Annotated in this window: 15 protein-coding genes; 11 read left to right on the top strand and 4 right to left on the bottom strand. The window is 33.2% G+C overall.

Features of this window, described 5'->3' with window-relative positions; genetic code table 11:
- The first annotated feature begins 62 nt into the window (after positions 1-62).
- Together JN168_RS08585 and JN168_RS08580 are read left to right on the top strand one after the other, a co-directional pair.
- Positions 63-1,145, top strand: a complete 1,083-nt coding sequence (locus JN168_RS08585; protein WP_042738970.1) for a CAP domain-containing protein — start codon at positions 63-65, stop codon at positions 1,143-1,145.
- The gene (locus tag JN168_RS08580) at positions 1,142-1,576 is read left to right on the top strand and encodes a YlbF/YmcA family competence regulator (RefSeq protein ID WP_042738969.1); all 435 of its coding nucleotides are present in this window, start codon (positions 1,142-1,144) and stop codon (positions 1,574-1,576) included. The genes JN168_RS08585 and JN168_RS08580 overlap by 4 nt, the downstream gene beginning before the upstream one ends.
- 570 nt (positions 1,577-2,146) lie before the next feature.
- Here the strand turns inward: JN168_RS08580 and JN168_RS08575 are convergent.
- Positions 2,147-3,064, bottom strand: a complete 918-nt coding sequence (locus JN168_RS08575) for a glycerophosphodiester phosphodiesterase family protein (RefSeq protein ID WP_279525772.1) — start codon at positions 3,062-3,064, stop codon at positions 2,147-2,149.
- A 133-nt stretch (positions 3,065-3,197) separates the two neighbouring features.
- Here JN168_RS08575 and JN168_RS08570 point away from each other — a divergent pair, with 133 nt between their 5' ends.
- Positions 3,198-3,449 carry a YlbG family protein gene (locus tag JN168_RS08570; RefSeq protein ID WP_042738967.1) on the top strand — a complete coding sequence of 84 codons (252 nt, stop codon included), beginning with the start codon at positions 3,198-3,200 and terminating at the stop codon, positions 3,447-3,449.
- A gap of 56 nt (positions 3,450-3,505) precedes the next feature.
- Here JN168_RS08570 and JN168_RS08565 read toward each other — a convergent pair whose 3' ends face one another.
- Positions 3,506-3,895: a DUF7147 family protein gene (locus tag JN168_RS08565; protein WP_042738966.1), complete on the bottom strand. Its 390-nt coding sequence runs from the start codon at positions 3,893-3,895 to the stop codon at positions 3,506-3,508.
- 62 nt (positions 3,896-3,957) lie between these two features.
- On the opposite strand from JN168_RS08565, the gene rsmD reads away from it, so the two are divergent.
- Both rsmD and coaD read left to right on the top strand, forming a co-directional pair.
- Positions 3,958-4,500 (top strand): 16S rRNA (guanine(966)-N(2))-methyltransferase RsmD, encoded by a 543-nt coding sequence (gene rsmD, locus JN168_RS08560; RefSeq protein ID WP_042738965.1) that lies wholly within the window; start codon positions 3,958-3,960, stop codon positions 4,498-4,500.
- 1 nt (position 4,501) lies between these two features.
- On the top strand, positions 4,502-4,987 hold the full coding sequence (coaD, locus tag JN168_RS08555) for a pantetheine-phosphate adenylyltransferase (protein ID WP_042738964.1): 486 nt from the start codon (positions 4,502-4,504) through the stop codon (positions 4,985-4,987).
- A 597-nt stretch (positions 4,988-5,584) separates the two neighbouring features.
- Here coaD and JN168_RS08550 read toward each other — a convergent pair.
- Entirely contained in the window at positions 5,585-6,715 is a 1,131-nt protein-coding gene (locus tag JN168_RS08550; protein WP_279525771.1) for a nucleotidyltransferase, read from the bottom strand.
- Between the two features lie 126 nt (positions 6,716-6,841).
- On the opposite strand from JN168_RS08550, the gene JN168_RS08545 reads away from it, so the two are divergent.
- From JN168_RS08545 to pheT, 6 genes are all read left to right on the top strand, one after another.
- Positions 6,842-7,387, top strand: a complete 546-nt coding sequence (locus tag JN168_RS08545; RefSeq protein ID WP_279525770.1) for a YceD family protein — start codon at positions 6,842-6,844, stop codon at positions 7,385-7,387.
- 82 nt (positions 7,388-7,469) lie between these two features.
- The gene (gene rpmF / locus JN168_RS08540; RefSeq protein ID WP_001830121.1) at positions 7,470-7,643 is read left to right on the top strand and encodes a 50S ribosomal protein L32; all 174 of its coding nucleotides are present in this window, start codon (positions 7,470-7,472) and stop codon (positions 7,641-7,643) included.
- A gap of 130 nt (positions 7,644-7,773) precedes the next feature.
- A complete protein-coding gene (locus tag JN168_RS08535; protein WP_042738961.1) occupies positions 7,774-8,715 on the top strand; it encodes a M23 family metallopeptidase in 942 nt (313 codons plus the stop codon).
- 25 nt (positions 8,716-8,740) lie between these two features.
- Positions 8,741-9,481 (top strand): TrmH family RNA methyltransferase, encoded by a 741-nt coding sequence (locus JN168_RS08530; protein ID WP_107512169.1) that lies wholly within the window; start codon positions 8,741-8,743, stop codon positions 9,479-9,481.
- Positions 9,482-9,815: 334 nt separating this feature from the next.
- Positions 9,816-10,874, top strand: a complete 1,059-nt coding sequence (gene pheS, locus JN168_RS08525) for a phenylalanine--tRNA ligase subunit alpha (protein WP_232139294.1) — start codon at positions 9,816-9,818, stop codon at positions 10,872-10,874.
- Positions 10,874-13,276: a phenylalanine--tRNA ligase subunit beta gene (pheT, locus tag JN168_RS08520; RefSeq protein WP_232139293.1), complete on the top strand. Its 2,403-nt coding sequence runs from the start codon at positions 10,874-10,876 to the stop codon at positions 13,274-13,276. The genes pheS and pheT overlap by 1 nt, the downstream gene beginning before the upstream one ends.
- Positions 13,277-13,575: 299 nt before the next feature.
- Here pheT and rnhC read toward each other — a convergent pair whose 3' ends face one another.
- Positions 13,576-14,505 (bottom strand): ribonuclease HIII, encoded by a 930-nt coding sequence (gene rnhC / locus JN168_RS08515; protein WP_279525769.1) that lies wholly within the window; start codon positions 14,503-14,505, stop codon positions 13,576-13,578.
- Positions 14,506-14,517: the final 12 nt, after the last annotated feature.

Here is a 14,517-nt window from a genome sequence, read left to right as displayed (position 1 = left end):
TCTTGCTTGTTATATGAAATTCCATGTACAATGAACCTAACATGCTAATAGGTGGGTGAGCGATGAAGAAACTGATAATTAAAGTTATTGGTGTTTTAGTATTAATTTGTTTTCTGATTTATCTATTTTACTCACCACGTTTAAAGTTTGATGTTTTAGAAAATCCCAATAAAAATACTACGAAAACAACACAAACAACACAAACTCAGGATTTTGATAAGAGTAAAAATACTGCTGAAAATCCGATGCCCAAAGATGGTGTAGGGACGTGGGTTGGTCAAAGTCTAAGTAAATTGACTAAAAAATATGGACAAGCAGATCGTGTGTATCCATATAAAGATAATTATAAAAACTACGTATTTAAAGAAAAAGAAGCATATTATTTAGTTACAACCAAAGATGGCATAATTAAATCTGTTTATGCAACAGGTAAAAAGGCTAATGTTGAACCATTACATATTACTAATAATGCTGCACATGTGTTTGAGAAGTTCAGCGTTAATCCAGAGCCGACGATTACTTCCAATGGTAAGAAATATGAACTGGAATTATCTGATACTGACATGAAGACGCAGTCATTAGTGAAATTTAAAAATATGTATGCTCAAATTTATATAGATCAACAATCGAATCATATCGTTGCGGTACGATTTTTAGATAGTGATGCTTTAGCTGAATTTAAACCATATCAAATGGTTACTTCTAAAGAAGAAAAGGAAGTAAAAAGTAAACACGGTAATGCGCCATACGCTCAAAGTTCTAATCAGTTGATGACGCTTTATGAAATAACTAATGAAATGCGCAAATTAAAGAATACACAACCATTAAAAATTAATAATAAATTAGCACACATTGCATCGTTTAATTTATACGAAGCAACAGGACAAGATGATAGTGCTGAATTTACTGAAGATGCATTAAGAGATCAATTAAATGCTCAGGAAGTACCATTTACGTATAGTAGTCAAAATGTAGGGTATGACTTTAATGACGTACCGACGTTAATACACAGTTGGTTGAATTCTGATACGCATCGCTCTAGAATGTTGAATGCAAAGTATAATGAAATGGGCGGCGAAGTAATGGAAGGCTATTATACACTCATATTTGTAGGTGAAAAGAAGAAAGGAGATGACCAAGAATGATAACTGAAGAGACATTAACGTTATTGGATGATATTGAAGCGCTAAGTGATAAAATAGTGGATTCGCATATTTATAAAGCATATGAAGCGGCGCAACAAGCATTGTCAGATAATGATGAGGCACATCTTTTATATCAAGCTTTCTTAAAGTCGAAGCAAAATTATGATGAAATTATGAGGTTTGGTAAATATCATCCGGATTATCAAAAGGTAATGTTAGAAACGAGAAAGCGAAAACGTGCATATGAAATGTTACCTGTCGTCATGGATTACAAACAAAAGGAAGTTGCATTGCAAGACTTGATTGATGAGGTAATAGTTAAAATTGCTTATTCATTCTCGGAAAATGTAAAAATTGAAACAGGAAATCCTTTCTTTCAAAAAGATTCTGGTGGCTGTTCAACAGGCGGGTCTTGTAATTGTTCGTTATAATGTAACGGAACATAGAAAAATTTTATATTTAAAGTAAGTGTTTGGGCTTAAATCCCAGAAAAACAGCACTCAGATGATTGAATTCAATTTATCTGAGTGCTGTTTTATTCAATATCTAGTATTATTGGCTCGCTTTCCTAGGGGACAGCTTCAGCCTGTAGTCTTCAGCTTGTCTTGCTCCCACAGGAGTCTCGCCAAAATACGTTGCATTAATATGTTGATTTATATTAAAAAGTATTTAATAAAATAAGGTCTATCCGTATTATTTAGTAAACACTATTAAATTAAATTTACAAGGTGTCTTAAATATGCAGAGTAAGAAATGACTCAATATACACTAACGTTGTAAAATTCAGTATATCTCTATAAATAATATGTCACGATAGGTTAATAAAAGTGTACAAACAAACCGTGAAAATAAATTATATGAATTCAAACATTACTATAGTGCCACATGCTATCATTCTAAATGAATATTAAAAAAGGCAATTTCTATATAATTTCAATAGAAATTGCCTTTTTTTACTTGTCCGAAAACTTTATATCTTCGACCTTTTATAATAGCCAAGATTATTTATAAGTTAGTTTAAAGCGCTCTGCAAGGTCTGGGCGATCAGTAATTAAAGTATGTGCGCCATGATAGACTAAGTCATTCATCAAATCCAAATTATTAACATGACAATATCCAGGAACGATATTGCGCTCATTTAACCAGTGAATAAAACGTGGTGAATTAAATTTTATACCATTTCGTTCAATTGGTAGAATAAAGGTATGTGCTTTTGTAGCAAATAAATTGCCAGCACCTAAATAAAAATGGATAAATCCCTTCATCATATCATTCTTGCTAGCAGCAATTGCTGTATTCGGGTTAAGGTGTCTGAAATAATCAATTATTTTTCCTTGATTGCTGCCGATTACTATACGATTATCTGAATTATATTCATTAATTATGGTATTTACTTTTTTGCAAATCAGGTAGTTTCGTTGTTGTGTTGATTGATTAATTAAATGAATATTTACCTTAGCATTTGGATAATAAGTTAATAATTCTGTTAAGGTTAATATAGTAGCGTCTTTATGGTTACGATAAGGTGTCTGACCATTGATATCAGTAAAATAGTATCCTGCATCTAATTTTTTTATTTCGTTAAGCGTATGTTCACTCACTGTACCTGAGCCATTTGTTGTTGCATCTAATGAGGTGCTATTGAAAACGATGACTTGATCATCTTTAGTCAGGGTAACACCAACAGCGAATCCATCTATATTATGAGCAATTGCATTATCAAATGCGAGTTTAGTATTTTCAGGTCTAACAGCTGATCCACCGCGATTGGCTAGAATATAGGGTGCTGTTTGACTATAAAAATGATGTGTCGGTAAATTTTCAGGCTTTCTTTTATATTTATTAATGAACAGCAAGCTACCTACTATACCTGCTAAGCCAATGAATGATCCTTTAAACATTTTATTAAATTTTGACATGTACAAATCCTCCTTAGTACATAAATATACTTAGTAATATAGCAAAAGATTGTTCAACTGCAAAATAATTGTTATTTATAAAAATAATAGGAAATGATATCATAAAAGGGCTAATAAATGGAGTGAGAAGAAAATGAATATTGTGCCTAGAACAAGTTTAATTATATATTTAAAACATATGAAACATGAAAGACAAATTAGAAAATTTGGTCATATCGTAAGTTCTAATAAAAAGCAACGTTATGTTGTAATGTATATCAATGAAAGTGACTCAGATCAAATAGTTACTAAATTGATGAAACTAAAGTATGTGAAAGAAATAGAAGGCTCTCCTTATAAATATTTAAAAAAGCATTATGAAAAGGAACAACATGAATTTTCATAAATAAGAGCCTTAATGTATTTGCTTTGCGTACAGTGAAACATAGGTTTGTAGCTACATTATTGTAATGGCGGAATCCAACGCTGTAATCTTAGTACGCTAATTAAATAATTATAATATAGTTCTATATCATGAAATGTCTCAGGTGGTTTTACATCTACACCCTTTATTTCTATATTGTACTGCTCAGCCTGTTGATTAATTAGTTCAAATTTCTTATTGGAATTTGGATATGGATAATTCAAGGCATTAATCATGATATACATGGCTTGGAAATGTCGACCACTTGTTGGTTTCATGATAATGGCTACAGATGATCGTTGGTGTTCGGAAGTCGGTGTATGAAAGTAAACAATATAATCTATGCGGGCATAGTTATATTCGATAAGTGTATTAAATTCAAATAAATCTGTTAAACCTTCACCAATTTTAATAAAAGATTGTTTCATAAGCTATGTTCCTCCTTGCTTATGAATTATAAAGAATATAATTTAAGAATGGAAGTGTTGAAATGAGAGTTATATCTGGAATACATAAAAGCAAGCCATTAGAGAGCATCGAAGGTCGTAACACACGACCAACAATGGATAAAGTCAAAGAAGGGATATTTAACAGCTTGCATGATGTTTCAGGATTAGGGTTAGATTTATTTGCAGGTAGTGGTGCTTTAGGTATAGAAGCACTGTCACGCGGTATGGAAAAAGTAATATTTGTTGATCAAAATTTTAAAGCAGTTAAAGTGATTAAGCGCAATTTAGACCATTTAAATATTGCAAGTCAAGCTGAGGTATATAAAAATAATGCAGAACGTGCATTAAAAGCCTTAGCCAAGCGTGAAATCCAATTCGATGTAATATTTTTAGATCCGCCATATGAAAAAGGGTTGATTGATGATGCTTTAGAGCAAATTGCAAAGTTTAATTTATTAAAAGAAAATGGTATTATCGTTTGTGAGTTTAATCATCATGAAAAAATAAAAACTGAACCATTCCGAGAGATTAAACAATATCATTATGGTTTAACAGACACTTTGTTATTAGAAAAGGGAGATTAAAATGTCTAGAACTAAAGCAGTCATACCAGGTAGTTTCGATCCGATTACATATGGGCACATTGATATCATTGATAGAAGTGCGGATCGTTTTGATGAATTGCATATTTGTGTGTTAAGAAATAGTAGTAAGGCGGGTACATTTACTGTAGAAGAACGAATAGATTTGATAGAAGCTTCAGTTAAACATTTAGATAATGTGACGGTGCATCATTTTGATGGATTATTGGTAGATTTTTGTGACCAAATTGGTGCTCAAACTATCATTAGAGGATTAAGAGCTGTTAGTGATTTTGAATATGAATTACGCTTAACTTCAATGAATAAAAAGTTAAATAGTAATGTTGAAACAATGTATATGATGACTAGCACTAATTATTCATTTATCAGTTCTAGCGTAGTAAAGGAAGTTGCTGCATATAAAGCAAATGTATCTGATTTTGTGCCTGAACATGTTGAAAAGGCATTAAATGAAAAATTCAAGAAATAAGATAATACAGTGACACCAACAAATTTGATGAAGCCATCAAAGGTTGGTGTTTTTTGCTGTTTAATTGCGAGAACAATTGATAAAAGGGTGAATACATGAGTAGCCTCATGCATAAGCCCGACTAATCTCGATAAAATCGAGAAGTGAATAGAGGAATACATGAGTAGCCTCAAGCAAAAGCCCGACTAATCTCGATAAAATCGAGAAGTGAATAGAGGAATACATGAGTAGCCTCATGCATAAGCCCCACTAATCTCGATAAAATCGAGAAGTGAATAGAGGAATACATGAGTAGCCTCAAGCAAAGGCCCCACTAATCTCGATAAAATCGAGAAGTGAATAGAGGAATACATGAGTAGCCTCATGCATAAGCCCCACTAATCTCGATAAAATCGAGAAGTGGATAGAGGAATACATGAGAGTGCTCATGCAAAAGCCCGACTAATCTCGATAAAATCGAGAAGTGAATAGAGGAATACATGAGTAGCCTCAAGCAAAAGCCCGACTAATCTCGATAAAATCGAGAAGTGAATAGAGGAATACATGAGTAGCCTCATGCATAAGCCCCACTAATCTCGATAAAATCGAGAAGTGGGGCTAAAAAATGACGTGTGTGTTAAAGTCGTTAGCTGTATCATTGGATAATAAATTATAGATGTTCGTACTCTTAATTTCGTTTTTAAATGTCATGGCATTACGTTTATTGATTTGTGTTACAAAATTTCGGTCTGGAAATTGTTGTTTAAGGTATTTTAAGTATTTTTGGCCACGTTGATTCATTCCTAGTATACGAACAGAGTCTATTTGTGTTGGTATGTCATCATAAGTGTAATCTAGCAATACATTCATCAGTACACGCTGTAAATGTGTATAGGTATAGCGTTTGGTCTTGATTAACTGCATATATGATTCGAATGAAGTTGCTTGCAAGATTAAATCTTTTAGCCTATGTTCTAAACCTTCAGTCATTGTGTAGATATTTTGTAAACTTGAGGGACTCTGAGTTAATAATGCATACTTTAAGTAATTAAATGTGCGCTCAGTTGTCACAATATTTGAATGGTATAAATGTTTTATTTGAGATGGAACTACGTTTTGCCAATCCTGATCTTCAAGTTGGAGAGATTGTCGGATTGATGTACCACTTGCAAAGTGCATATGTTGTATTTTACTATCGTGGTGTTTTGATGCGTGTCTTTTTATGGTAACTGGATTAATATTAAAGCCATGCTTTTGTATGGCTTTAACATATGAAATCCCTAAAGTGTTATTAGGTTCAGTTAATAAATGGTTATCTGAAATTAATTCACTAAGTATGCGCGGGTAGCTTTTGCCTTCTTTAATTTTTTGAGCAAAGGCTGAGGTTTGTTCAATTTTTTGCATTTGTTCAGCGAGATTTAAAAAAGCATTAATATCGCCCGATTCGCTACCAAATGCAAGGTGGTCGACATTTAAATAATTAGCTACGCGTACTGCGGCATCACCAAAATAGCTTCCAGCTGATAGTGAAGCATGAGCAGGAAGCTCTACGACTAAATCCACAGCATGTAGCGCCATCTGAGTTCGAGTAAATTTATTATAAATTGCAGGTTCTCCTCGCATAACAAAGTTTCCACTCATGATTGCTATAGAAATTTCAGAATCAGTGATTGACTTTGATTTCTCTGCATGGTATAAGTGACCATTGTGGAAAGGATTATATTCAGTGACTAGTGCAACGCTTTTCATTTGCATTTCTTCCTTTCAGAATTCATTATAGATATTGTAACAGATATAATTGTGTTAAGAAAAAATCTTGACAACTTATATCTATAAAGTTAAAATAAATTTTGTGCTTGTTAGAGGTGAAGCCATATGAAATGGTCAATAACGCAATTAAGAAAATTCCAAGATAAACCTTTTGAATTCAATCAAACGGTGAATTTTGATCATTTAGTAAAATCATTAGATTTAATAGATTTATCTGAAATAAATGTTGATGGCGAATTGACAGTAAAATCAAATGAAGTCATTGCAGATATGCATGTTACAGGAACATATACGATGGCTTGTGCGCGTACGTTAGTTCCAGTAGATGTTCCTTTAGATATCAGATCTCAAGAAGTATTTGATCTAGAAGGGTATAATCAGTATGGTGATGACGATGAAGATGAACATTATCATGATGCATCAGATGGCATGATAAATCTAAAGGATATTGCTGAAGAATTAGTTATCATTGAAAAGCCAATGCGTGTTTTCGCAGATAATAGTGATCAAATGTTACGTGAGGGTAATGGTTGGGAAGTTATTGACGAAGAGCAAGCGATTGAGAATGCGAAAGAAGCAGAAGAATCTGAGTCTCAGCAAATCGATCCTAGGCTTCAAAAACTACAACAATTATATGACGAAGAGCAATAGCAGAATTTTGTAATCTATAGTATAATAGATTATTGAATCTGAAAATAACTATTTTAGTGTTTGAATATAAGGAGGATTAATCATGGCAGTACCAAAAAGAAGAACGTCTAAAACAAGAAAAAACAAACGTCGTACTCATTTCAAAATTTCAGTACCTGGTATGACAGAATGCCCAAATTGTGGAGAATACAAATTATCTCACCGCGTATGTAAGAACTGTGGTTCATACAATGGTGAAGAAGTTGTATCAAAATAATTTCATTAATTTAATGACTTGATGAAAGTCTTTTAATATCGTTCATTAATTATTCACTAAATAATTTTTGAGCGATTTTTTATTTATATAGATGTAAATTTGATATCGAGCGATAGGTTGTGTGAAATCAATGGAAGCAATGAATCCGCAAAAAATTATTGAAAAAATTGAGAATAGTGATGTCAACTGGATATATAATCATTTTAGCGAAGATTTTCAAGAAGTATCTGCGCTATTAGAATTGGAAAAGCTACTAAAAGTATATAATGAGAAAAGAAGTGTGAATTCATTCTACAAACATATACATATAAACAGACAAGACGAATATCTGTGGTTCGATGACAAGAGGACAACGGGTGTTAGTGTTACATTGAATAAATATAATGAAATAATTGGTTTTGCATTATTACCTATACAACATCAAGATAGTGCAAAGTATTCCAAACTGCAATATACTATGCCAATTGAAGAAGCGTGGACGGTTATTGCCGGCGGAGATAATGAATTATTAAATCATCACTTCCATTATAAACGTTACAAACATGCTATTGATTTAGTGAAGTTAAAAGATCAATGTAGCTATCAAGGTAGCCCTAATCAATTAACTAATTACTATGCCTACAACTTAACTGTCGTTGCACCAGCTAATGGTGAAGTTGTAGAAGTTGTTGATGGTATTCCAGATTGTGTACCTGGAGAATTTAATGTAAAACATCCACAAGGTAATTATATTATAATTAAGCATGCAAAACATGAATATAGTTTAATTGCACATTTAAAGCCTAATTCACTAAATGTATCAGTAGGAGATGAAATCTTTCGCGGACAACATATTGCGAAAGTAGGTAATTCAGGTAACACATCAGAACCACATATACATTTTCAAATTATGGATCGAAAAGATATCGCTAAAGCACATACGCTAAAAATCAAATTACAAGAGACGATTTCACCTGAAAAAGGTGATATAGTAGACTATACAGGAAATAACATCTTAATTGAAAAGGAACATTTCTTGTTATCCTTTATAAAAAATATACGTACAAATATCTTACAACTTTTTAAAAGTTAAAATATGAAAATAAAGAGGCTATGCTATGGAAATGATTACGTCCGCACAAAATAGTAAAGTTAAAAATGCAAATAAACTCAAAAAGAAAAAAGATCGAGACAAAACAGGTCAAGCCCTTATCGAAGGCTATCACCTTATCGAAGAAGCTTATCAAAGTAAGTTAACGATAAAACAATTATTTATAGTAGATACTTCTAGAATTAGCTCAGATTTAATTGAATATGCAGAGGAAGTATTTGAAATAAATTTAAAAGTTGCAGAAGCATTATCTGGAACTGTGACACCACAAGGTTTTTTTGCTGTAATTGAAAAACCTAATTATGAAACAACAACAGCAAAGCAAGTATTGTTGATTGATCGTATACAAGACCCAGGGAACTTAGGTACTTTAATTCGTACTGCAGATGCTGCAGGTATAGATTTAATTGTGTTAGAAAAGGGCACTGCAGATCCATACCAGGACAAAGTATTAAGAGCCAGTCAAGGTAGTGTGTTCCATTTACCGATTATCATTGATTCTTTAGAATCATTTATAGATTCGTTTGATGGACCAGTGTACGGAACGGCATTAGAAGAAGCTGTTTCATTTCACGAGATAAGTGCGAAAGAACACTTTGCATTATTATTAGGTAATGAAGGAGAAGGTGTGTCGCAACAATTATTGGCGCAAACAACTCAAAACCTAACAATTCCAATTTATGGAAAAGCAGAGAGTTTAAATGTTGCTATTGCTGGCAGTATCTTGATTTATCATTTGAAAGGTTGACCCTTTAAATGAAAATCGTATATAATAAAAGTAATGTTAAACAGTAGAATATGAACCAATAAAAAGACGTAAACTAAAATAATGTAGTAGCACAAGGGAGTATATCCGTAGACTGAAAGATATATCTCTACATTTAGTTTTTTTCACCTTTTTGGTTACTTAAAGAGATTTAAGTCGGAAATGACTCCGTTATCAATAATTACAAGTGTATGCTTATGCATAAATTTGGGTGGTACCACGGAAGGCTTTCGTCCCAGTTTCAACGGGATGAAAGTCTTTTTTGTATTTTTATTGGTTTTACTTAACAAGAAAATAGACAAATGGAGGTTAAATCATGGCACAAACTGAAGCGATGACTGAAATTAAGCAACAGGCATTAGTCGATATAAATGAAGCTAAAAATGAAAAAGAATTACAAGATGTAAAAGTGAAATATTTAGGTAAAAAGGGTTCTGTAACAGGGTTAATGAAACATATGAAAGATTTACCTAATGAGGAAAAACCAGCATATGGACAACAAGTTAATGAAGTTAGACAAACAATCGAAGGTGAAATAGAATCACGTCGTGAACTTCTAGCAAATGAAGAATTAGAACGACAATTAAAGGCTGAAAAAATCGATGTGACATTACCAAGTAGAAAAATGTCTATTGGTGCCAAACATCCATTAACACGTACAGTTGAAGAAATCGAAGACCTATTTTTAGGATTAGGATATGAAATTGTTGAAGGATTTGAAGTTGAACAGGACTATTATAACTTTGAAGCTTTAAATTTACCGAAATCTCACCCGGCAAGAGATATGCAAGATAGCTTTTATATAACGGACGAGATTCTGATGCGTACACATACATCGCCTGTACAAGCAAGAACGATGGAACAACGAAATGGTGAAGGTCCAGTTAAAATTCTATGTCCAGGGAAAGTGTATCGTCGAGACTCTGATGATGCGACACACAGTCACCAATTTACTCAAATCGAAGGATTAGTGGTAGACGAGAATATTAAGATGAGTGATCTTAAAGGGACATTAGAACTTTTAGCTAAACAATTGTTTGGGGAAGATCGTGAAATACGTCTAAGACCAAGTTATTTTCCATTCACAGAGCCATCAGTTGAAGTAGATGTGTCATGTTTCAAATGTGGTGGCTCAGGATGTAATGTATGTAAACAAACAGGTTGGATTGAAATCTTAGGTGCAGGGATGGTTCACCCGAACGTACTTGAGAAGGCTGGATTCGATTCAAATAAATATTCAGGATTTGCGTTTGGTATGGGGCCTGATAGAATCGCTATGTTGAAATATGGAATTGAAGATATCCGTCATTTCTATACTAATGATGTAAGATTCTTGAATCAATTTAAAGCAGTAGAAGATAGAGGTGAAAAATAATGTTTATTTCTAAAGAATGGTTAGAGACATATGTTGAAATTGATCAACCAATAAACGAATTAGCAGAAAAAATTACACGTACGGGTATCGAAGTAGATGACATTATCGATTATACAAAAGAAATTAAAAAATTAGTTGTCGGTAAAATTAAAGAAATCGCACCACATCCAGATGCGGATAAACTAAATATTTGTCAGGTAGATATTGGCGAAAGTGAACTCGTGCAAATTGTTTGTGGCGCACCAAATGTAGATGCAGGACAAACAGTAATCGTCGCTACAGTTGGTGGTAGATTACCGGGTGGTATCAAGATTAAGCGAGCGAAACTACGTGGAGAACGCTCAGAAGGTATGATTTGTTCGTTACAAGAATTAGGTTTATCAAGCAACTTAGTGCCTAAAGCCTTTGAAGATGGTATTTATGTGTTTTCTACAGAGGTAGAGCCAGGAACAGATGCACTTAAAGCACTATATTTAGATGACCAAGTAATGGAATTTGATCTTACACCAAATAGAGCAGATGCATTAAGTATGGTGGGTACAGCATATGAAGTCGCTGCATTATACAACGTTGCAATGAATAAACCAAAGACTAAAACAGAAGCATTATCACAACAAGCTGCTGAGGAACTGTCAGTGACTGTTCAAGATTCTGATAAAGTCCCATATTACAGTGCACGTATTGTTAAAAATGTTACGATTGCACCTTCACCTGAATGGATGCAAATGAGATTAATTAAAGCTGGTATTCGACCTATCAATAATGTGGTTGATATTTCAAATTATGTACTATTAGAATACGGTCAACCTTTACACATGTTTGATCAAGAACAAATTGGTTCAAATCATATCGAAGTACGTCAAGCTCATGAGAATGAAACGATGACTACTTTAGATAATCAAGAAAGATCATTACTAGCATCTGACATAGTTATAACTAATGGCGAAACGCCAATTGCCATTGCAGGCGTAATGGGTGGCGATTTTTCAGAAGTAACAGAGGCTACAAAGCATGTTGTAATTGAGGGCGCTATTTTTAATCCGGTATCTATTCGTCATACTTCAAGACGATTGAATTTAAGAAGTGAAGCGTCTAGTCGCTTTGAAAAGGGAATTGCTACAGAATTTGTAAATGAGGCAGTCGATCGAGCTTGTTACTTATTAGAAACGTATGCTAATGGACAAGTTTTATCAGATAATGTAGCACAAGGTGATTTAGGTTCATTCGTCACACCAATTAATATTTCAGTTGATAAAGTGAATAATACAATTGGCTTTGAATTGACTGTTGAAGAAATCGAGTCTATTTTTGTGCAACTTGGCTTTGAGACGACGAAGAATAATAATGAATTAACTGTCAAGGTTCCGTCTAGACGTAAAGATATTACGATTAAGGAAGACTTAATTGAAGAAATTGCAAGAATTTATGGTTATGATGAAATACCTTCAACATTGCCGGTATTTGAACATGTAACACATGGTGCTTTGACTGATAAACAAGCTAAATCACGTATTGTAAAAGAAACACTAGAGGGTGCAGGCTTAAGCCAAGCAATTAATTATTCTTTAGTCGATAAAGAGAGAGCGCAAGACTTTGCATTAGAAACGCGTGATACAATCGGCTTGTTAATGCCAATGAGTGAAGCTCATTCAACATTGAGACAAAGTTTGATTCCTCACCTTATTGATGCAGTTGCTTATAATGTTGCACGTAAAAATGCTGATGTCCGACTTTATGAACTAGGTAATGTATTCTTTGGTAATGGTGAAGGTGAATTACCAGATGAAGTTGAGTACCTAAGTGGGATCTTAACTGGTGATTACACAGTTAATACTTGGCAAGGAAAAAAGGAAGAAATAGATTTCTTTATTGCTAAAGGTATCGTAGATCGTATAGCAGAAAAATTAGATATTCAATTTGATTATGAAGCAGGTGAAATTGCAGGCTTACATCCAGGTAGAACTGCAATTGTTAAATTAAATGGTGAAACTATAGGCTTTGTTGGTGAATTACATCCAAAAGTTGAAAAGGAATATGACTTAAAACGTACTTATGTCTTTGAATTGAATTACGATAAATTAATGTCAGTTTCAGTTGGATATATTAACTATCGTCCAATTCCTCGTTTCCCTGGAGTATCAAGAGACATTGCATTAGTGATAAATCGAGACGTGCCATCCGCAACGCTTGTTAAAGAAATCGAAGCACATGGTGGAGATATACTTCAAAATGCACAAGTATTTGATGTTTATGAAGGTGAACATGTTGCAGAGGATGAGAAATCAATTGCAATTAGATTATCATACTTAGATGTTGAACAAACATTGACTGATGATAAGGTAAATGCAGTACATGAAGATATCTTAACAGCGTTACAACAACAAGGTGCAACAATTAGATAATTTAACAACTTTGTAAGGAAAAGAATTTAGTTTAACTTATAAATAAATCAATCATAAAAATAGTTCAAAAAAAGAATTACATCCCCATCGAAAGTATTGGTGATGTAATTCTTTTTGTTTTGTTTATCACTGTTTAATTTGACATATGGTAAAAATACAAATCTGAAGAGCATATCTGGTAATCATAAATTTGCGCAACAAACGATTAACCGTTAACTCAAGGCTTAGTGTGAAATACAATTTGTGAAGTAAGATATAAACAACTGCAATGTTAGGTTCTAAATGAGATGTAAATTTGATTATGAATGTCGTTTTTTGTCAACAAGTGCCTGTGCTTTATTTCGATTTGCAAAGTGTTTCTTTGAAATAGAATCTAAATAGGTAATGCCTTTCTTTTCGATAATTCTTGCAGCGGCTAAATCAACTTTATTACTTGCGCCTTTGGGAATTTCGCTATGAACTTCTGCAGAAATTTGATCCATATATTTGACAAATGCGTATCGTGAAATAATGCTTGCTGCCGCAATAGCAATAGATTTTGATTCACCTTTGGTCTCGAATTTAGTAATGTCACTATGTGGAAGCTCACTTAATGCATAACGCGTATAAACACCACGTTCAGCAAACTGATCAATAACGATATAGTCCAATTCGTTTGTTTCGATTTTATTTACAACATTTTTTATCGCTTCGTTGTGTAATACAGCTTTCATCTTTACCTGTGACCAGCCAGCTAATTGTTTCTCATTATATTTAGTGTTGTGCATCGTTAGTAATGAATGAGGTAAAAATGTAACAATTTGTTCTGCAAGTTCGACGATTTTTTTATCTGTTAATTTCTTTGAATCATCAACTCCGAGTTCTTTTAAAACTTGAACATGTTTTTTTGAAACATAGGCAGCGCACACTGTAAGTGGTCCAAAATAATCTCCGCTTCCTGCTTCATCACTGCCTATGCATTGAAATTGATTATAATTTATCTTTGATTGTGTAGTTTTATGCTTTGATGCAGTTTGTGTATTTGCATGATTAGGTAGCAATTGACCTGCCACAGCTGAAGCTTCCTTGCCTTGAAACATAACTTTATTTGAGTTGTAAATGGAAATGGATGTGTTTTTATATTTGGCTTTGGCTTTCATACCTTGTGGTAGTTTGCTTGTGTCGCAGTTAATTTTCGACATTAATTGTTGAATTTCAGGATTTGTTAATTTATATACTACATTTGACATTTGATTGCCTCT

Origin of the sequence: Staphylococcus gallinarum, assembly GCF_029774255.1 — a bacterium.
GTDB lineage: Bacteria > Bacillota > Bacilli > Staphylococcales > Staphylococcaceae > Staphylococcus > Staphylococcus gallinarum.
This window is presented reverse-complemented; position numbering and strand designations above follow the sequence as displayed.